The organism is Mycobacterium shunyiense (genome assembly GCF_058270075.1).
The window spans coordinates 1-19,403 of record NZ_JBZDPU010000016.1; the positions used below are offsets into that span (position 1 = coordinate 1).

General features: G+C 65.8%; 17 protein-coding genes and 1 tRNA gene. 10 read left to right on the plus strand and 8 right to left on the minus strand.

Translation table 11 applies throughout. The annotated features are described in order from the left end of the window. Window positions 1-207 precede the first annotated feature (207 nt). Window positions 208-1,875, minus strand: coding sequence for a sulfatase-like hydrolase/transferase (locus AC4ELH_RS20010; RefSeq protein ID WP_498886237.1), 1,668 nt, complete (start codon window positions 1,873-1,875; stop codon window positions 208-210). Between the two features lie 71 nt (window positions 1,876-1,946). On the opposite strand from AC4ELH_RS20010, the gene AC4ELH_RS20015 reads away from it, so the two are divergent. Genes AC4ELH_RS20015 through AC4ELH_RS20030 form a run of 4 tightly spaced genes read left to right on the plus strand, consistent with a single transcriptional unit; the run spans window position 1,947 to window position 6,387 of the window. After that, window positions 1,947-3,464, plus strand: a complete 1,518-nt coding sequence (locus tag AC4ELH_RS20015; RefSeq protein ID WP_498886239.1) for a TldD/PmbA family protein — start codon at window positions 1,947-1,949, stop codon at window positions 3,462-3,464. Further along, a complete protein-coding gene (locus AC4ELH_RS20020; RefSeq protein ID WP_498886241.1) occupies window positions 3,461-4,822 on the plus strand; it encodes a metallopeptidase TldD-related protein in 1,362 nt (453 codons plus the stop codon). The genes AC4ELH_RS20015 and AC4ELH_RS20020 overlap by 4 nt, the downstream gene beginning before the upstream one ends. Before the next feature lie 7 nt (window positions 4,823-4,829). Beyond that, complete coding sequence (locus AC4ELH_RS20025) at window positions 4,830-5,537, plus strand: YwaF family protein (protein WP_448443412.1); 708 nt, start codon at window positions 4,830-4,832, stop codon at window positions 5,535-5,537. Window positions 5,538-5,574: 37 nt separating this feature from the next. Beyond that, window positions 5,575-6,387 carry a carboxymuconolactone decarboxylase family protein gene (locus tag AC4ELH_RS20030; RefSeq protein ID WP_448443410.1) on the plus strand — a complete coding sequence of 271 codons (813 nt, stop codon included), beginning with the start codon at window positions 5,575-5,577 and terminating at the stop codon, window positions 6,385-6,387. Window positions 6,388-6,468: 81 nt separating this feature from the next. On the opposite strand, the gene AC4ELH_RS20035 is transcribed toward AC4ELH_RS20030, so the two are convergent. After that, window positions 6,469-7,500: a threonine aldolase family protein gene (locus tag AC4ELH_RS20035; RefSeq protein WP_498886244.1), complete on the minus strand. Its 1,032-nt coding sequence runs from the start codon at window positions 7,498-7,500 to the stop codon at window positions 6,469-6,471. Between the two features lie 18 nt (window positions 7,501-7,518). Further along, window positions 7,519-7,899: a phage holin family protein gene (locus tag AC4ELH_RS20040; RefSeq protein WP_448443406.1), complete on the minus strand. Its 381-nt coding sequence runs from the start codon at window positions 7,897-7,899 to the stop codon at window positions 7,519-7,521. Window positions 7,900-7,993: 94 nt separating this feature from the next. Between AC4ELH_RS20040 and AC4ELH_RS20045 the strand changes: the two genes are divergently transcribed. The 3 genes from AC4ELH_RS20045 (at window position 7,994) to AC4ELH_RS20055 (ending at window position 10,296) form a co-directional block, all read left to right on the plus strand. Continuing rightward, window positions 7,994-8,067: transfer RNA gene (locus tag AC4ELH_RS20045), tRNA-Ile, on the plus strand. Between the two features lie 195 nt (window positions 8,068-8,262). Continuing rightward, complete coding sequence (locus tag AC4ELH_RS20050; protein WP_498886246.1) at window positions 8,263-8,970, plus strand: sensor domain-containing protein; 708 nt, start codon at window positions 8,263-8,265, stop codon at window positions 8,968-8,970. Between the two features lie 45 nt (window positions 8,971-9,015). Beyond that, a complete protein-coding gene (locus AC4ELH_RS20055) occupies window positions 9,016-10,296 on the plus strand; it encodes an acyl-CoA dehydrogenase family protein (RefSeq protein WP_064886547.1) in 1,281 nt (426 codons plus the stop codon). 69 nt (window positions 10,297-10,365) lie between these two features. Here AC4ELH_RS20055 and AC4ELH_RS20060 read toward each other — a convergent pair whose 3' ends face one another. From AC4ELH_RS20060 to AC4ELH_RS20070, 3 genes are all read right to left on the minus strand, one after another. Then, window positions 10,366-10,521 carry a hypothetical protein gene (locus AC4ELH_RS20060; RefSeq protein ID WP_110777212.1) on the minus strand — a complete coding sequence of 52 codons (156 nt, stop codon included), beginning with the start codon at window positions 10,519-10,521 and terminating at the stop codon, window positions 10,366-10,368. Window positions 10,522-10,684: 163 nt separating this feature from the next. Continuing rightward, window positions 10,685-13,159, minus strand: a complete 2,475-nt coding sequence (ponA2, locus tag AC4ELH_RS20065) for a transglycosylase/D,D-transpeptidase PonA2 (protein WP_463804911.1) — start codon at window positions 13,157-13,159, stop codon at window positions 10,685-10,687. Window positions 13,160-13,333: 174 nt separating this feature from the next. Beyond that, window positions 13,334-13,822, minus strand: coding sequence for a hypothetical protein (locus AC4ELH_RS20070; RefSeq protein WP_498886250.1), 489 nt, complete (start codon window positions 13,820-13,822; stop codon window positions 13,334-13,336). Between the two features lie 249 nt (window positions 13,823-14,071). On the opposite strand from AC4ELH_RS20070, the gene phoA reads away from it, so the two are divergent. Together phoA and AC4ELH_RS20080 are read left to right on the plus strand one after the other, a co-directional pair. Beyond that, window positions 14,072-15,574, plus strand: coding sequence for an alkaline phosphatase (gene phoA / locus AC4ELH_RS20075; RefSeq protein WP_498886252.1), 1,503 nt, complete (start codon window positions 14,072-14,074; stop codon window positions 15,572-15,574). A gap of 172 nt (window positions 15,575-15,746) precedes the next feature. Further along, on the plus strand, window positions 15,747-16,100 hold the full coding sequence (locus AC4ELH_RS20080; RefSeq protein WP_448443396.1) for a hypothetical protein: 354 nt from the start codon (window positions 15,747-15,749) through the stop codon (window positions 16,098-16,100). A 242-nt stretch (window positions 16,101-16,342) separates the two neighbouring features. On the opposite strand, the gene AC4ELH_RS20085 is transcribed toward AC4ELH_RS20080, so the two are convergent. Further along, the gene (locus AC4ELH_RS20085; RefSeq protein ID WP_498886254.1) at window positions 16,343-17,518 is read right to left on the minus strand and encodes an FAD-dependent monooxygenase; all 1,176 of its coding nucleotides are present in this window, start codon (window positions 17,516-17,518) and stop codon (window positions 16,343-16,345) included. A 78-nt stretch (window positions 17,519-17,596) separates the two neighbouring features. On the opposite strand from AC4ELH_RS20085, the gene AC4ELH_RS20090 reads away from it, so the two are divergent. Continuing rightward, on the plus strand, window positions 17,597-18,169 hold the full coding sequence (locus AC4ELH_RS20090) for a TetR family transcriptional regulator (RefSeq protein WP_498886256.1): 573 nt from the start codon (window positions 17,597-17,599) through the stop codon (window positions 18,167-18,169). Here the strand turns inward: AC4ELH_RS20090 and AC4ELH_RS20095 are convergent. Continuing rightward, on the minus strand, window positions 18,162-19,340 hold the full coding sequence (locus tag AC4ELH_RS20095; RefSeq protein ID WP_498886258.1) for a N(5)-(carboxyethyl)ornithine synthase: 1,179 nt from the start codon (window positions 19,338-19,340) through the stop codon (window positions 18,162-18,164). The genes AC4ELH_RS20090 and AC4ELH_RS20095 overlap by 8 nt on opposite strands. Window positions 19,341-19,403 lie beyond the last annotated feature (63 nt).

Consider the following 19,403-nt stretch of genomic DNA (forward strand, 5'->3'; position numbering starts at 1 on the left):
GCAGCAGGACCCCGAGTCGCCATGGCCCACAATAACAAACGAGACCGAATTAACGACTCGGGACACTAGCAAGCGACGACCGTCGCTAGGACGCTAGTACGTCCGGCGCTGAGGGGAAGCGGTTTCGGCTCAGCCTCCGTGCTGGTCGGGTCGGCTCAGCCTCCGCGCCTAATCTGTCGGCTCAGCCTCCGGGTCAAATCTGTCGGCTCAGCCTCCGCGAAGCTCCGCGAGCTCCTTCATATTCGCCAACCCCTGCTCCTGCGCCTCATCCAGGAAACTCGGCAAGGGGGCCCGCAGCTCGGGAAGCACCTGATGGTCGAGCAGGGCCTGCAGATCAGCCTGCTTCGGGCTGTGGCCTGCCTGGTTGTCGAGCTCCTGCACACCGGGATCGGTTGCGTAGTCGTACAGTTCGTGATGGATGGGCCGGGACGTGTCGATGTCCATGGTGCCGGGTTTCCAGTACGTGTACATGCCGAGCTTGGCCTCGGGGGTACGGACGGCGACGATGTGGCTGGGCGCCGATGTCGGGATTTCCATCGGCGGGCCGGAGGCGCCGAAGAACTTCTTTGCCAGTGGCGATTTCATCAACGCCGCCATCTCCTCGACCGACATGTCGTCGGTGGCGTGTGCGATCCACGGCCGGCCGGGTGTGGCTGCATCGGCGGCCATCTCGGCGATGTCGGCACGCTCGGACAGGTAGGAGTAGCGGGAGTCGGAGCGCCAACCGGCGCCGCCGTGGGCGATGGTCATGAGCAACGCCGCCAGGTCGGCGCTGGAAGTCAACTGGGTGCGGGTGTCACCAGGCCCAGGTGTCAGATGGCCGGACGGGTCACGGATGTAGAGCGGCACCCGGATGCTCTCCTCGTACACCGCGGCGCCCTTGCCGCGCAGGCCGTGCGACCCGGCGTACTCGCCGTGATCGGAGGTGAAGACCACGACGGTGTTGTTGTCGATGTCCGGCCTGGCGGCGAGAGTGTCGAGCACCCGGCCGATCTGGGTGTCCACCTGCTGATGCAGCCACAGGTACATGTCCAGGCACCTGGCCCACTGTGCGGCGGCGTCGGGTCCGGTGTAGTCCATCGCGCCGGTCATCAGCGGCGACATGAAGTTCATGTAGTCGATCTGCAGCTGGGGCTTGCCCCTGCGGCGCAGATCGTCCGCGGTCTCGAAGTTCACCGGCTTTGCGCTGAATACGTGCGGAACATTGTCGGGCAGCGGGTTTTTCGGCCACCAACAGATGTCGTGCGGATTGACCAACGACACCGTGGTGCACCAGGGGCCCTCGGTCGCGTGGGCATCGAACCACCCGGTGAACTGATCGACGATCGAGGGATCCTGCTGCAGGCCCTGGTTCGGTGCGCCGTTGGGGGACGGGTAGGTGCCACCGGAGAAGCCGTGGACGTCCAGGCCGTCGGGGGTGTTGTCGGCCGCACTGCCCAGGTGCCACTTGCCCCACCACCAGGTGCGGTAGCCGGCATCGCGCAGCATCGTGCCCCAGGTGGGGAAGCGGGCCGCCAATGTCGATTCGGTGGGGCCCTCGCCGGTGTAGAGGCACCCGGTCTGGTGTGAGTACAGCCCGGTGGTAAGTACCCCGCGCGACGGTGTGCACATGTTCGATGCGCTGTAGTGCGAACCGAACGAGGTGCTTCGCGTCCGCAACCGGTCGAGGTTGGGCAGCAGTGCGCCGAGTTGCTGGGTATCGGGGAACCACTGGGGTGCCCGCATCTGGTCGACGATCACGACGAGGATGTTGGGCTGACCGGCCGTGTCCTGGGTCCGTCTGCTGAGTAGTTCATAGCCGCCGAGTCCGACCGCAGCCGCGCCTGCCGCCACTGCCGCACCACCCAGAACCGTCCGCCTGCTGAGCTCCACCATTTAGTCAGGCTATGGGTTCTTGCTGTGCGCAGCATGAGTTTGGTGACAAGCACCCTTTAGTGTGGGGAATCATGACCGCTCAACGACATGTGGACGCCGATTTTCTGGAGCTGCCCCGGTCCGAGTTGGCTGATGCGGCACTGTCCGCGGCAGTCGCAGCCGGCGCCAGCTATGCCGATCTGCGGATTCACCGGATCACCACCGAGATCATCCAGCTGCGCGACGGCGAGTTGGAGATGTCCGTGGTCAACCGTGAGGTGGGTCTGGCGGTCCGGGTGATCGTCGACGGCGCGTGGGGGTTTGCTTCCAACGCCGAGCTGGCACCGGAGGTGGCGGCCGAGACGGCTCGCCGCGCCGTGCAGGTGGCGACGACACTGGGGCCGCTGAATGCCGAGCGCATCGAGTTGGCCGCCGAACCGGTGTACGCGGATGTGACCTGGGTGTCCGATTATGGCGTCGACCCGTTCGCCGTCCCCGCCTCCGACAAGATCGCGCTGCTGGGCGAGTACTCGGGCCGGTTGCTGGCCTCCGACGGTGTGGACCATGTGTCGGCCGGGGTGCATGCGGTCAAGGAACAGACCTTCTACGCCGACACCTTCGGATCGTCTCTCACCCAGCAGCGGGTGCGGGTGATGCCGACGATGGAGGCGGTGGCCGTCGACTCCGCTGCCGGGTCGTTCGAGACGATGCGCACGTTGGCGCCGCCGACCGCCCGGGGCTGGGAGGCGCTGGCCGGTGATGATGTGTGGGACTGGACCTCCGAGCTGGCGGAGCTGCCGACGCTCCTGGCGGAGAAGACCAAGGCTCCCTCGGTCGTCGCCGGCCCCACCGACCTGGTGATCGATCCGTCCAACCTGTGGCTCACCATCCACGAATCGATCGGGCATGCCACCGAATACGACCGGGCCATCGGCTACGAGGCGGCCTATGCCGGCACGTCGTTCGCCACCCCGGACAAGCTCGGCACCATGCGGTACGGCTCCCCGGTGATGAACGTAACCGCCGACCGCACTGTCGAATTTGGTTTGGCCACCGTAGGTTTCGACGACGAGGGGGTGCGGGCCCAGAGCTGGGACCTGGTGCGTGACGGCGTCTTCGTCGGCTACCAGCTGGACCGGGTTTTCGCGCCGCGACTCGGGCAGGCTCGCTCCAACGGCTGCTCATACGCCGATTCGCCCCACCATGTGCCCATCCAGCGGATGGCGAATGTGTCGCTGCAGCCAGGTCCGGAGGATCTCAGCACGGACGACCTGATCTCGCGGGTGTCCGGCGGCATCTACATCGTCGGCGACAAGTCCTGGTCGATCGACATGCAGCGGTACAACTTTCAGTTCACCGGCCAACGTTTCTACCGGATTCGTGATGGGCGCCTCGACGGGCAGTTGCGCGACGTGGCGTACCAGGCCACCACGACCGATTTCTGGGGTGCGATGGAAGCGGTTGGCGGACCGTCCACCTGGCGCCTCGGTGGGGCATTCAACTGTGGCAAGGCGCAACCCGGGCAGGTGGCGCCGGTCAGCCACGGTTGCCCGAGCGCGCTGTTCCGCGGCATCAACGTACTGAACACCCGGACGGAGGGCGGCCGATGATCGGCGCACAGCAGGTCGTCGAGATCGCCTTGGGCGCCGCCGATCCCGGCACGGAAACCATGGTGTTGGTCACCGATCGGGCAGACGCGTCGCTGCGGTGGGCCGGCAACTCGATGACCACCAACGGCGAGTCGGTCAGCCGCACCATCACAGTGATCTCGATCGTGCGCCGCGGGGGCAAAGCCCATGTCGGGTCGGTGCGCTCCACCGAGGTGGACCCGGCGGTGATCCCGGAATTGGTGGTCGCCGCGCAGCGGGCAGCGGTGTCCTCGCCCGAGGCACGGGACGCGGCACCGCCGCTGCCGGGCTCCGAGGTGCCGGTCGACTGGGATGCGCCGGTGGCGGGCACCGGGGCGCAGGTGTTCACCGGCATCGCCGATGACCTGGCCAAGGGTTTCGCCGGGTCCGACCAGCTCTACGGATACGCCCGCCACGTCTTGGAGACCACGTTCGTGGCCACCTCGACCGGTCTGCGTCGTCGTTACACCCAGCCGACGGGGTCGGTGGAGATCAATGCCAAACGCGACGGGGCGAGTGCCTGGGCCGGGGTGAGCACCGCGGATTTCGCTGACGTGCAGGTGGATTCGCTGCTCGACGAGTTGTCGCTGAAGTTGGGGTGGGCGGAGCGGACCGTCGAACTCCCGGCCGGCCGGTACGAGACACTGATGCCACCGTCGACGGTGGCCGACATGATGATCTACCTGACCTGGACCATGGATGGCCGCGGGGCGCAGGAGGGGCGTACCGCACTGTCGGCGCCCGGGGGGACCCGGGTGGGGGAGAAGCTCACCGACCTGGGGCTGACCCTGTACTCCGATCCGCGCGCCGACGCGCTGGCCTGCCAACCGTTCGTGGCGGTGCCGAGTTCCTCGGAGCGGGTGTCGATCTTCGACAACGGCATGGACATCGGCCGGGTGGACTGGATCCGCGACGGTGTGGTCAATGCACTGGCCTATCCACGGGCGGTGGCCGCCGAATACGGCACACCCGTCGCGGTGCCCGCCGACAACCTGCTGATGACCGGTGGCGCAAAGGATTTGGCGGACATGATCGCCGGCACCGAACGCGGTCTGCTGCTGACGACGCTGTGGTACATCCGCGAGGTGGACCCGACCGTGCTCCTGTTGACCGGGCTGACCCGTGACGGCGTCTACCTGATCGAGGACGGCGAGGTGACGGGCGCGGTGAACAACTTCCGGTTCAACGAGAGCCCGCTGGACCTGCTGCGGCGCGCCACCGAGGCGGGCATCAGCGAGGTCACCCTCCCGCGCGAATGGGGTGACTGGGCGACGCGCGCGTCGATGCCGACCCTGCGGATCCCGGATTTCCACATGTCCTCGGTGAGCCAAGCACAATGAGTTAAGGGTGCTGTCCCAACGGCAGTTCACGGCCTACGGCCCGTCGCACTGGGCCGTGATCGCCGTGTTTGTCGTCGGGGCACTGCTACTCGTCTGGCTCGGCCGTCGCCAGACCGAACGTCAATCCCGGCTTTGCGGCCGCATCCTCGGTGCATCGACGGCCGCGATCTATGCCGCGATCCTCGTCTACAACCTGATCCCACCGTCGATCGGACGGTCGGTGCCCCTGCAGCTGACCGACCTGGCGACCGTCGCGGGTGCGTACGCGCTCTGGTCGCAGCGTCAGTGGGCCTTCGTACTGACCTACTACTGGGGCCTGGTGCTGAGCACGCAGGCACTGATCTCGCCGGTGCTGAAGAGCCCGGACTTCCCGCATCACGCCTTCCTGGCGTTCTGGGCGATTCACCTGCTCGTCGTGTGGGCCGCCATCTATCTGACCTGGGGCCGTGGGATGCGTCCGCAGTGGCGCGATTATCGGTTCGCGGTGGTGGTGACCGTGGTGTGGGCGGTGGGAACCATGGCGTTCAACGCCATGGCGGGTACCAACTACGGCTTCCTCAATGCCAAACCCACCACCGCGTCGCTGCTCGACCTGATGGGGCCATGGCCGGTCTATGTGTTGGTGGCCAGTGCCTTGGTGGCGAGTGTGTGGGCGCTCATGACGTGGCCATGGGAACGTCGAGGTCGGAGTCGTCGAAAGTCAGCTTCCGGGTAACCCCACGGCGCGGGACGCGGTGGAGGATACTGCCGGTGTGTCTGCCGATCTGTTCAACGAGTTGACGCACCTGGTCGCGTTGTCTCCACCAAAGTTGGCCGATATCAACGCCGATGTGCGTGAGGTGTGCGCGTCGACGCTGGGATTGCCACCCCTGCCCGCGGAGACCCGCGGCGGTGCGGTCGACCCCATGGTCACCGAGTTCGCCGAGCAGTTCAGCATCGACGTCACCGGCATCACCACTGCCCAGCGGGCGGCGTTCTCCGATCTGCTCGGGTCCGACGTGTTCACCGTGGCAACGTTGATCTATGTAGCCGACTTCGTGCCTCGGATGCGTGCCGGGCTGACCGCCCTGGGCGTGGACTGGCCGGAGGGCCCCGTGGTGTGGGACCACGACACCAATCCCGCCGACTACGTGCTCGACACCTTCATCCCGGCCGTGGGGCGGATGCGCGAGCTGGACCCGGTGACCTCCGAGATCGTGCGGTTGCGCGGGGCCCGCCAGCACAACTGCCGGCTGTGCAAGTCGCTGCGGGAGGCCGCGGCCCTGGAGGCCGGTGCCACCGAGTCCGACTATGACGGTATCGACGACTTCGAGAACTCCGAGCTGTCCGATCGGCACAAGGCCGCGCTGCGCTACGTCGACGCGCTGATCTGGACGCCCGCCCAGGTGTCAGGTGAGGAACTGCGCCAACATTTTTCGGAAGAAGAAGCCGTCGAGTTGACCCTGGACGTCATGCGCAACGCCTGCAACAAGGTGGCCGTAGCGTTGGGTGCCGACGCGGCACGCGTCGACGAGGGCACTGAGGAGTACCGGCTCGGCGCTGACGGACAGCCGATCTACAGCTGAGTTGCGTAGGTCGCGCCTGGCTTGCGCCTGGCCTGCGCCGTTTTCTACCCGGGGGTTGTGGCCCCGCCGAAACTACCGCCCTCAGGTAGAAATCGACGACAGCAACCGCAGAACATCGTCGACTTCGGTTTCGGTTGTCGCCCACGAGCAGACGAACCGCACCGTCGGCCGCAGTGGTTCGGGACGGTGCACGGCATAGCTCGCTGAGATGGCGGTGTAGGCCGCGGGTTCGAGGTCGACGAACACCTCGTTGGCCTCGGTGGGAGGGCCCAGCCTCAGACCGAGCGCTTGGAAGCCCGTGCTGAGCTGGGTGGCCATCCGGTTGGCGTGGGCCGCGGTCTGCAGCCACAGCCCGTCGTGCAGCATCGCCTCGAACTGGGCCGCGACGAATCGCTGCTTACTGGCCAGCTGGCCGATCTGCTTCTGCACGAACTGGATTCCGTCGAACAACTCGGGGCGGCGCACCAGGATCGCGTCGCCCATCAGCATGCCGTTCTTGGTGCCGCCCACGGTGACGATGTCGGCATCGGCGATGGCCTCACGGGGAGAGATATCCAGGGCGGCAATCGCATTGGCGATCCGCGAGCCGTCGATATGGACCAACAGGTCGAGATCATGGGCGTGATCGATGAAGTCCTTGATGGCCTGCGGGGTCCAGACGCGGCCGTTCTCGGTGGACTGGGTGATGCTGACGATGCGTGGCTGTGAGTGGTGCACCGGCCCGCGGCGGGCCACCGCGGTGTCGAGCGTGGCCGGATCGATCAGGCCGTCATCGCTGATGAGTTTCGTCAGCGGGGCGCCCGAGAGCCGGACCGGTCCGCCGGCCTCGTCGACCAGTGAGTGCGCGATGTCGCTGCACAGGATCTCCTGCCACGGCCGCACCGCCGAGGCCAGCGCGATGATGTTGGCTGCGGTACCGGTGAGCGCGAACAGCACCTCGGCGTCCGGGGAGTCGAACACGGCCTTGATCGCGTCGGCGGCGCGCGGCGTGGCGGAGTCATTCCCGTAGGAAGCGACGGCCTCGTTGTTGGCCGCGACGATCGCGTCCATGACTTTCGGGTGAGCGGGCGCGGCGTTGTCGGAGGCGAACGCGTGAGAAGGCACCTTCGCCATGATCCCTACCGGCGACGGCTACGTCGAGGCGTCCTTCTTCTTGAGGAACACGGCCGGCAGCACCACCGTGGCCACCGCCGTGACCAGCCAGACCACCACGGTGGCCGCGATCCAGGAGCCGATTCCGCTGATGCTGAGCCCGTGGGTGAACACCGACGCCAGGACCAGCGCAACCAGGGTGGAGACCAGTCCGATGCCACCCAGGAACGCCGACGCGTAGCGGCTGGCCATTTTGAGGAAGAACGGCGACAGGACGCCCTGCGCGACGGCGAAGATCACCACCGCGGCGACGAAGCCCCATGCCGACACCGAGACGCCGGGTATCAGCCACGCGGCGACCAACAAGCCGAGGGCCGACGAGCCCAGAAAGATCGCGATACGCAGCAGAAAGCGGACCATGGGGTGAGCGTATCCGCGACGGGCGTGCCTGCGGCCCCTCATTGGCGTCTGTGTCTGCGCTGTGTGCGACCATATTGCGGCGCAGATGCGCCCGGGGGCGGTAGCTCAGTTGGTCAGAGCTGGGGACTCATAATCCCTAGGTCGCGGGTTCGAGCCCCGCCCGCCCCACTCAACAGTTCGACGAGCGCCCCTCGCCACGTTCGGTGACCAGCCAGGTGGTGATTCGGTTACGGTTTCGAAAAGTCTTCACACGTTAACGAGCGATGTTCTGTATTGAATACGACCTTGCTGTTTCTCTGGATGTGTCCACCATGGCCAAAGCCGCGGACCCGATGTGTGAGCGCAGAAATGGGGGAATGACGAATGCGCTTAGCGACAACCGTGATCACCATCGCTGCTACCTGTGCCCTTGCCGCGGGCTGCGGCGAGTCACCCGAACCGACCGCCGCCAGCACCCCGACCAGGCCGATGATCACGTCATTCGCCCCGGCGCCGGTGTTGAACAAAGCGCTGCCGAAACTGTTGCTCACCCCTGAGCAGATCGGTGCGGCGACGGGGGCGCCGGATATGACCGTGACCAGTACCCAGACCGAACTGCCGGACGACAGCGCAACGATGGAACCACGGGAGTGCCTGGCCGTCGACGGTGCCGCGCAGGCAGTGGTGTACGCCGACAGCGGTTTCACCGATGTGCGTGATGTGACGCTCCGAAATGGTGACGACTTCACCCACTACGCCCATCAGGCGGTGGTGCTGTTCCCCGACGCCGAGAAGGCCAAGGCCTTCTACGACGCGTCGGCGCAACAGTGGACGCAGTGCCACCAGTACAGGCACACCCAGTCCGGTACCCAGTGGCAGGTCGGACCCATCTCGAACAAAGCAGGAATGCTGAGCGTGATCACCACCCAACTGCAGGCCAAGGCAGGCGGTTGGGCGTGCGGGCGGGCGTTGACTGCTGACATCAACGTTGTCGTCGACGTCAACACCTGCAGCGCCAACCCGGCGGACTCTGCCACCAACATCGCGGGTCAGATCGCCTCGAAGGTGGATCCACCATCGCCGCGCGGGTAAGTCACGCCATGCCTGACGATCAGGGCATCACTCGAGGAGGCCTGTATGGCATGGGATTTCAGCACCGAACCGGAGTTCCAGAAGAAGCTCGACTGGGTCAAGCAATTCTGTGAGGACAAGGTCGAGCCGCTCGACCACGTCTTCCCATATGCGGTGCGTTCACCCGATCCCGTGGTGAAATCGTATGTCCGAGAGCTGCAACAGGAGGTCAAGGATCAGGGCTTGTGGGCCATCTTCCTGGACTCTGAGCTCGGCGGTCCCGGTTTCGGACAGCTCAAGCTCGGCTTGCTCAACGAGATCATCGGACGATATGCGGGCGCACCGCACATGTTCGGAGCGTCGGCTCCCGACACCGGGAACATGGAAATGCTCGCCGCCTACGGCACCGACGAACAGAAAGAACGCTGGCTGATTCCACTGCTCAACCAGGACCTGTTCTCGGCGTATTCGATGACCGAACCTCAGGGCGGTAGCGACCCCAGCCTGTTCAAGACGCACGCGGTGCGTGACGGCAACGAATGGGTGATCAACGGCGAGAAATGGTTCACGTCGGCGGGCCGGGTCGCCGACATTCTGTTCGTGATGTGTACCAACGGCATGTTCGTGGTGCCACGCACGTCACCGGGTGTCGAAATCATGCCCGAGCCGCGAAATCACAACCACATCGTCTACCGCGATGTTCGGGTGCCGCTCGACCACCTGCTCGGCCCGGAGGACGGGGCAAAGGTATTGGCGCAGAGGCGTCTTGGTGGTGGACGGATCCACCACGCGATGCGCACCATCGCCCAGTGCAACTTGGCGTTCGACATGATGTGCGAGCGGGCACTAAGTCGGCAATCTCACGGCAAGGTCATATCCGAACACCAGATGGTGCAGGAGAAGATCGCTGAGTCCTACGCGATGATCAAGATGCTGCGACTGTTCGTCCTCGAAACGGCGTGGAAGATCGACAACACCTCCACGCAGGAAGCGCGCACCGAGATCGCCGCCGTCAAGTTCACCATGGCGAAGGTGCTGCGGGAGGTGTCGTTCAACGCTCTGCACATCCTCGGTTCGCTTGGCACCACTGATCTCACGCCCCTTCAGGCGATGTACGCCGGCGCGCCGACCATGGGCATCGCCGACGGCGTCGACGAGGTGCACAAGGCGACGGTGGCGCGCCGCGTGCTCAGGGATTACCACCCGCACGAGGGAAATTTCCCGACGGAGTTCATCCCGTACAAGCGAGAAGAGGCTCGCAGGAAGCTGCAGCCCGTGCTGGCCGCGAGACCAGATCTGGCTGCGTCCGCCGAGGCCTACCAGAAGTATTTCGAACGCCACCGTTGAGTCGTCGCACCCGAAAACCACCGGCCGTGATGGGCGGGAACGCCCATCACGGCCGGTGGTCGGGTTGCGCTAGAACCAGACTTTTCGCCCGCCGACCGGGCGACCGACGGCGCCGAGAATCCACAGAATGACCCCGATCACCACGAGGATTCCGCCGATGGTGTAGAGGATGGAGATGCCGGCGAAGTAGCCGATCAACAAGAGAATGATGCCGAGCACGATCATGGTCAATCCGTTCGACGTAGGAAACCTCGCGGTCTGTCGCAGGAGTAATTGCCAGATCCGTCGATATTCAAACGTGCAGATACGTAGGCGCCGCTAGCGTCCTCGATCATGGCGAATCTGCACCGACGCAGAGTGTTGCTCGGCGCCGGCCCGGTTCAGACAGTCACGCAGGGGGCGGTGCCGGAGGCGGTGGCGGTGCGGGTGGCGGCAGCGTGATCGGCGGCAGCCCGGGGATCTCGATGACGTTGGGCGGCGGGGGCGGGCCCAGCTGATTGAGCAGGTCGCCGGGAGGCGGAGGTGGCGCTTCGGGCGGGGGAATGTAGACCGGCGGCGGCACATATCCCGTGCTGGTGTTGATCGTGATGATCGAGCCGGGAACGGTCCTACCGCTCGGGGTGGTGCCGACCACCGAACCCTTCGTGGCATTGCTGTTGACGGCGGTGGGTTTGTCGGCCACTCGGAAGCCGGAGTCCAGCAGGCGTTTCCGGGCGTCGTCGACCTTCAGACCTGTCACGCTCGGCACTTCGCCGCCGGGGCCACCGTCGACGTAACGCGGGTCGGTGGGTGGCAGGCCGATCGGGCCGAAGTCCTCGGCGATGGGACTCATTGCGGCATACCATGTCAACGCCGGCTCGGTACCGCCGAACAGGGTGCCATCGCCGCATTTGCGCAACGGGTACGAGCACAGCCCCGACGGTGACGACGAGTCGTCGAAGACGTAGTTCGCGGCGGCGTACCGGTTGGTGAAGCCGAGAAAACCCGATGACCGGTGGGCCTCGGTGGTGCCGGTCTTCCCCGACATCGGCAGCTTCCAGCCGACCGAACTCGCTGCGCCGGCGGCGGTTCCGCCGGCGTGATCCTTGCTCAGTGCGTTGGCCAACGTATTGGCGAGGCCTTCGGGCACCGCCTGGTCACAGGGGACCGTCTCCACGCCCACCTCATGGCCGTTCCGATCGAAGATCTTGTCGATCGGGCTCGGCGGGCACCAAGTGCCGCCCGAGGCCAGAGTCGCTCCGACATTGGCCAACTCGAGCGCGTTGAGCTCGAGCGGGCCGAGCGTGAAGGATCCGATGTTCTGCCGCTTGACGTAGTCGGCGATGCTCTCGTCGGGGTTCGTCCCGTCGGGGTTGTAATCACGCGCACTGCCGGGTTCGGCGTAGGACCTCAGCCCCAGTCGGACCGCCATGTCCACCGCCCGCGGTACCCCGATCTGTGAGATGAGTTTGGCGAAGGCGGTGTTGGGTGATTGCGCCAGGGCGTCGGTGACACTCAGCGGGCTGCGGAAGCCGTGCGCGTTGCGCACGCACCAGGCTTCCTTCGGGCACCCGGGAGTGTCGCTGCTGCCCAGACCTTTGCCCACAAACGTTCCGGGGACATCGAGTTGAGCATTGATGCCCATGCCCATGTCGAGTGCCGCCGCGGTGGTGAAGATCTTGAAGATCGACCCGGCGCCGTCACCGACCAACGAAAAGGGTTGGGGCTGCACGGTCTGGTTGGCATCGAGATCGAGTCCGTAGGTGCGGCTGTCGCCCATCGCGATCAATCGATGGGTGTCCTTGCCGGGAGTGATCACGCTCATCACGCTCGCGACCCCGGCGGAGTTGGGGTCCGCATACTTCTCGATGGCCGACTGGACGCTGTCCTGCACCTTGGGGTCCAGTGTGGTGCGGATCAGGTAACCGTTGCGCGCGACGTCCTCCATCGTGAGACCGGAGCGCGCCAGGTAGTTCAAGACGTACTCGCAGAAGAAGGCCCGATTCCCGGCGGCGATGCAGCCTTGCGGAAGTGGGTCTGCGTGGGGGAGTACCCCGAGCGGTGTCGCCTTGGCGGCGCGCAGTTCCTCGGCGCGGTCGGGCAGATAGTCGATCAAGGTGTCGAGCACGAGGTTGCGCCGGGCCAGCGCACCGTCGGGGTTGGTATAGGGGTCAAGAGCGCTGGTGGACCGCACCACGCCGGCCAACAGGGCGGCCTGCGGCCAGGTGAGGTCGGCGGCGTCGACGCCGAAGTAGGTACGTGCCGCGTCCTGAACTCCGAAGGCGCCGTTGCCGAACGACACGAGGTTCAGGTAGCGGGCCAGGATCTCGCTTTTGGGAAGCGTCTTGTCCATCGCCAGCGCGATGCGGATCTCGCGCAATTTGCGTGCGGGGCTGACCTCGACCGCGGCCAGGCGCTCGGCGTTGGTCTTGGCGTTGACCAGAAGGTTGTAGTTCTTGACATACTGCTGCTCGATGGTGGACCCGCCGCGGACCTCGTCGATGCCGCGCAGATAGCCGAAGAGTCCGTTCAGTGTGCCCTGGACATCCACACCGTTGTGTTCGACGAATCGCTTGTCCTCCACCGAGACGATCGCCAGTTTCATGGTGTCGGCGATCCGTTCGGGAGGAACCACCCATCGGCGCTGCTCGTACAGCCAGGCGATCGGTTTGCCCGACGCGTCGACCATGGTGGTGACGAGCGGTGCGTCCCCTTTGAGCACCTCCGCGGAATCCTGTGCCACGGTGTCGGACAGCCGTGCCGTCATCATGCCGATGCCGCCGACGACGGGAAACATCAAGACCGCCGCGAGCAATCCGGCCAGCACACAGTGCATGGCCAACTTGGCAACCGTAGACCGCGACCGCGGTGGCGGGCCGGACATGCCCTCAAGCGTAAGGCGCTCAGTGGTCGGCGATGGATAGATCGCACGCAACACGTTGGCTACGTTGTGATTTCAGAACCCCGGATTTTCGGATCTGATGAGGTTCCCGCGGCCGACGGCCGCCGCCCGCTGTGCATCGGCGACCCGATGCGCAACCGGTCCGACGGAGCGTCGCTAACGATCGCCGCGACTGCAGTTCGGATTCGCCGGCTTGGCAGGCCAACTGCACACGTCGATGTAGGTGGTGTTGGCGTATCCGCCGCCGTCGAACACCCCATAGGCGTCGCCGTGGGTGCCGGTGTAGGTGGCACCGCCGCCTCCGCCGCCGCCCGAGGTGATGATCGTGGTGACCGTCCATCCCTTGCTCTGTAGCGCGTCCTTGTAGGCGGTCATCACGTCATTCGGCGACCCGTTGACCTGGTAGTGCACGTGGATTCCGCCGTCGGCGATGTCGTCGGGTCCTCTGCTCTGCTGCACGTCCGCCGGTGTCGGCACCAGTGCCGCCACCGCCGCGCTGCCCCCGCCCGCGGTGGTAGTGGCACTGGTGCCGACCGGCGCCGTCGTCGTGGTGGCCTCGGCCTTCTCGGTGACCGGACTGCACGCCGTGGCGGCCAGGCCGATCGCCAACGCCCCGATGAGGCAGGTCGTGGTTTGCTTCGTCATGGCGTCCCCGTTCGTCTCGCCGCACGCTACCAACGCAGGCAAAGGCGTTTGGACGATATTGACGCGAGAAACCACAGGTCGTTCCGATTGCAACAACGCATCGCGCCCGTTGCCGCAACCGTCGACGCCGATAGACCGGCTATCTGTTTGATTGTCGTTACCCGGGTGTCGACTGTCGGGAAAGTATCAGTTCACGTGCGGCTTCAACCATGTGTGGGCTTGACGGATGACGACGATACGGAGACATGGATGAGGCGCAAGCGGTACCCGGTGGCGGCAGCGTTGGTGTGTACGGCGGCTCTGGTTACCGCCTGCAATGGCGGCAAGGGGGACGACGCGTCCCTTCCGCTGCTGGACCCTGCCGCTAAGGGCACCCTGTCCGAGCACGGCGGAGCTACCCGCGCCGGCGACGACCGCAGCTTGCTCATCGCCGACTCCATCAAGAACACCGGCGCCAAGAACGTCATCCTGTTGATCGGCGACGGGATGGGCGACTCAGAGATCACGGTCGCCCGTAACTACGCACAAGGAGCCGGCGGCGCCTTCCCGGGTCTCGACGCCTTCCCGCTGACCGGCCAGTACACGCACTACTCCCTGGACAAGGACGGCAAGCCCACCTACGTGACCGATTCGGCCGCCAGCGGATCGGCCTGGGCCACCGGGACCAAGACCTACAACGGCGCGATCTCGGTAGACATCCACGGCAAGGAACAGCGGACGTTGCTGCAGCTTGCCAAGGATGCGGGTAAGGCGACCGGAGACATCTCCACCGCCGAGATCCAGGACGCCACACCCGCGGTGCAACTCGCGCACGTCACCGGACGCAAGTGCTATGGGCCGGATGAGACGACCGCGAAATGCCCGACCAACGCGTTGGAGAAGGGCGGCAAGGGGTCGATCACCGAGCAGCTGCTGAGCACGCGCGCCGACGTCGTGATGGGCGGCGGCGTCGAAACCTTCCAGCAGGTCGCCAAAGCCGGTGACTACCAAGGCAAGACGCTCGAGGTTCAGGCCAAGGAGCGCGGATTCACCATCGTGCGCAACGCCGACGAACTCGGCAAGGCCGACAAGGCCGACCAGGAAGCCCCGTTGCTCGGCCTGTTCGCCGAGGGCAACATGCCGACCCGGTGGAGCGGTCCGGTGGCAGGCAAGGGCGGCTACCTGGAGCCGGCCGTCGAATGCAAGGACAACCCGGAGCGCGGCGCGTCGGTGCCGACGCTGGCCGCCATGACCCAGAAGTCCATCGACCTGCTCAAGGGCAATGAGAACGGATTCTTCCTGCAGGTCGAGGGCGCGTCGATCGACAAGCAGGATCACGCTGCCAACCCGTGCGGGCAGATCGGCGAAACGGTCGACCTCGACGAGGCCGCGAAGGTGGCCCTCGACTTCGCCGAGGAGAACAAGGACACCCTGGTGATCGTGACCGCCGACCACGCCCACAGCAGCCAGATCGTCGAGACCATGAGTGTCAATGACGTCCGCGAGGCCGCGGCCGAGGCGAAGCTGCCGTTCGAGGTCACCCGCGATGCCATCTACCCGGGCCTGACCCGCGTGCTGCGCGGTAAGGATGGACAGGATCTGACCATCTCCTACGGCACGTCGGACAACCTCGATGCGATGGACCAGGGCCACACGGGAGCGCAGTTGCGTGTCGCGGCCTACGGTCCGAGTGCGGCCAACGTCGTGGGCCTGAGCGATCAGACCGACCTGTACTTCACGATGGCCCGCGCCCTGGGACTGAAGGACGACTGACCTCGCGCGGAGCGTGGCACCTTCTCACAGCGGACTGCAGGCAAAGACCAAGCCACGCCATAGCGTGCGATTCGTGATGGTGTCGTGGCCTGAATGTGACCCTTGCCGACCAGTGTTGCCCGAGTGACACAAGTGCACTGAAGCACTCGACGTCAGATCGGGGAGGACCACCATGACAGCGCACGCCACCGTCGGCCGACTGTTCGGGTACACGGCGCTGAGCGTCGCCGGCGCGCTGGCGGCACTGACGGTCAGCCACGGTATGGCGGCGGCCGCGCCGCGGGCGCCGTTGCCATCCGACGACCAGGCGCCCGCGGTGCCGTTCGACCCGGGTGCGTTGGTCAACGCCATCGACGACTACGCGAACCTGTTGTCGATACTGACCGGAGGCCACCGTGCTCAGCCCGGCCTCGGCGGTCCGGTCGGCGCGGTTCGACGGCCGGGAGGCGCTGTAGGCACCGTTGAGCAACCCAGCGGGGCCTACCCGATGCTCCCCGGGGTGCCGGTCCTGCCGGGGGAGCCGTGAACCCGGTACCGTCATGCACCGTATATCCGATACCGAGCCGAGAACAATCAATCAGCGGAACGGAGTGAACCATCGTGTACCTCAGCCGAACAGTTGACACGCGCACCACGCGGATCGCCCTTTCGCTGATCCGTTGCCCCATCAAGAGCCGGCGGTATCCCGCCAAGCAGGAGCGTCTGGTCACCCCGCAGGAAGCAGCGCTGCTCACCCGGTGAGTCAGGAGCGGTTGTGGCCCAGGCGGTTCAGGCGGCCACGTCCGCGTCGAGGGCGACCCGCTCGGCGTCGTAGGTGTTGATGGCGACGCTGTCGAGAATCGCGTGCAGTTGCTCTGCCTGTGCGGGCGGGGCGAGTTCGGTCGAGCGGTAGACGAGTCCGGCGGCCCGCGCCTGGCGGCGCACGTGGCGGGTGCGACTCATACGCAGGTCTTCGTACCGACGCAGCCGCGCACCGATCTGTTCGGGCTGCGCGCCGCGCAGAAGCACGGCCAGCGTTATGGCGTCCTCGATGGCCTGATTGGCGCCCTGCCCGAGGTGCGGCGTGACCGCATGGGCACTGTCGCCCAGCAGCGTGATTCGATCGGTGGACCATCGCGCCAACGGCTCACGGTCGTAGATACCCCACCGGAACGTGGAATCCATCGCCTCGATGATCGACAGCACCGTGGGGTCCCACCCCTGGTAGGCGGCGGCGAGTTCGGCGACATCGCCAGGGGCGGTCCAGGATTCGTCGACGGTGAGGTTGGTGGGGACGAACGCGACGATGTTGAGCAGTGCGCCGGCCGATACCGGGTAGGCGAGGAAACTCTGCCGAGGACCCAGCCACATGGAGCTGGCATGCATATCGACGACGCCGTGCACTCGGTCGGCGGGAATGAGCCCGCGGTAGGCCATGATTCCCTCGCTCACAGGTTGGGCGGCGCGGGCCACGCGGGCCTGTAGGCAGGAATGGATACCGTCGGCGCCGACCAGAAGGTCCGCGTCGACCGTTGTGCCGTCAGCGAATTCGACGCGGACCCCGTCGCCGTGCTCGGAGGCGCCGACGCAGGAACGACCCAACTGCAGGGCACCGGCAGGCAGCGCGTCGGCAAGGACCTTCTGGAATCCGCCGCGGTGCAGGCACCACGTTGTCGCCGGGTCCCCGAAGCCGAGGGCCGACGGCTCACCGGCGATCGGCTCAGCCTGCCAGGTGCGGAACTGATAATGCGTGACGGGACCCGCGATCGCGGCCACCGCAGCGCCCACTCCCAGTGTGTTCAGGATGCGGGATCCGTTCGTCGCGATGGAGACGCCCGCGCCGAGCGCCTTGAGCTCGTGGGCCTGCTCGTACACGGTCGCGTCGATTCCGTTGGCGCGCATGGCGATCGCGGCGGTCAAACCGCCGATGCCGGCGCCGACCACGGCAACTCGTAGCTCAGCCATGAGATTCTCCTCAATCACGGAAAATGTACCGAGCGGTACGCTATTGACTATAAATGTACCGATCGGTACGGTCAAGGGGTGGCCAGGACAGCAGATCCAGCAAAGCGTGAAGAACTGCTGAAGGGCATCGTGCGGTACCTCGAAGAGCACGGGATCGGTGAGATGTCGCTGGCGCCGATGGCCGAGGCCCTGGGCACGAGCAAGCGCATGCTGCTGTACTACTTCGGTGACCGGGCCGAACTCCTGGCGCAGGCCCTGGATGCGAGCCGCCCGGAGCTGGGGGAGATGTTCGCCGGTGTCACGAGCTCTGACGAATTCGTCGATGCGGCAACGACATTGTGGCGGGAGCTGACCCATGGCGGTGAACGGCGGAATGTTCGGCTGCTGCTTCAGGTCCTCAGCCTGGCCATCACCGATCCGCAGACCTATGGCGGGTCGGCCCGCAACGCGGTCGAGACCATGATCGGCCCGATCGCTCAAGCCTTGACCGCGATCGGCTACGGCGCCGACGACGCGCGGGCGCGGGCCACCCTGGTGGTCTCCGGCCTGCGCGGGCTGTGCCAGGACGGTCTGGTCACCGAGGACAGGTCACGGGTAGACGCAGCCGCCGGCCTCCTGATCGCGGCGGCCGTAGCCGCACCTATCAACTGAGGATCTGCCGGTAGACGGCATGAGGGTAGGCATCCTCGCGGCGCTGAAACTTCAGGATGTCGGGGTTCTGTACGGTGCCGTCGCGAATCTCGATGGCCCGCGAGATCGTGTTGTCCGCCTCCCATGCCGTGGAGCCGTCGAGCACGGTCTCGATGTGTGGCATCAGCGCTTCGCTGATCTCCCAGGTCGCGGAGTTCCACAGGTAGGACGGGCTGTGGTCCACGGCGTAGTAGTAGATGCCGTTGGCCACCGTGCAGACCGGGTCTGTGAAGGAACTCGGGCGCGCCCAGCTGAACCCCATGCCGGCATCGCAGGAGACGTCGACGAGCAGGCTGCCGGGGTTGAACATGGCGAGATCGTCTTCGGTAACGAAGGTGAGGGGAGCGTTGGGATCTTGCAACACGCAATTGACGACGATGTCGTTCTCGGCAAGGAAGCGAGCCACCGGCACCAAGCCGTCCTCTGGTGTGTCGGCCCACGTCTGCTCGGGAGTGTCCTTGTCTCGTCCCATTTGCACGATCTGCGTCGAGTGGATCGGTGATCCGACGGCCGCCACGTCACGGTTGGTCAGGACGCGGACATCATCGACGCCATGGGCGTTGAGCGCAGTGACCGCACCGCGTGCCGTCGCCCCGAATCCGATGACGGCAGCGCGGAGCCGACGACCGTAGCTGCCGGTGATCCCAGCCAGTTGCATCGCGTGGAGCACCGAGCAGTAACCCGCGAGCTCGTTGTTCTTGTGGAAGACGTGCAGACCGAATCCACCGTCGGCCTGCCAGTGGTTCATCGCCTCGAAGGCGATCAACGTCAGCCGCCGGTCAATGGCGATCTGCGTGAGGGCGGCATCCTGCACACAGTGCGGCCATCCCCAGACGATTTGTCCGACCCTCAGCTCCGCCAGATCATCCGCCTGCACCTTGGGCAGCAGGATGATGTCGCAGTCCGCGAGGATCTCGTCGCGCGTCTTGATGCCGCCGACCAGTTCGGCCAGTGCATCATCTGTGGAGCCGAACGCCTGGCCGTAGCCGCGCTCAAGGTAGACCCGTTGCCGGATCGGTGGATCGATCCTGCTCAAGTGCGCCGGGTGGATGGGCAGCCTACGCTCGTTGGGTTTGCGGGAGTGGGCCAGAACGCCTAACGAAAGCTGTTTCACCTCAGCGTTTCTGGTCATGCAGTGCCACCTCGATGCGCTGAGCATTGGATCTTCGAGGAGATGTGTCAGACATTGCTGGGC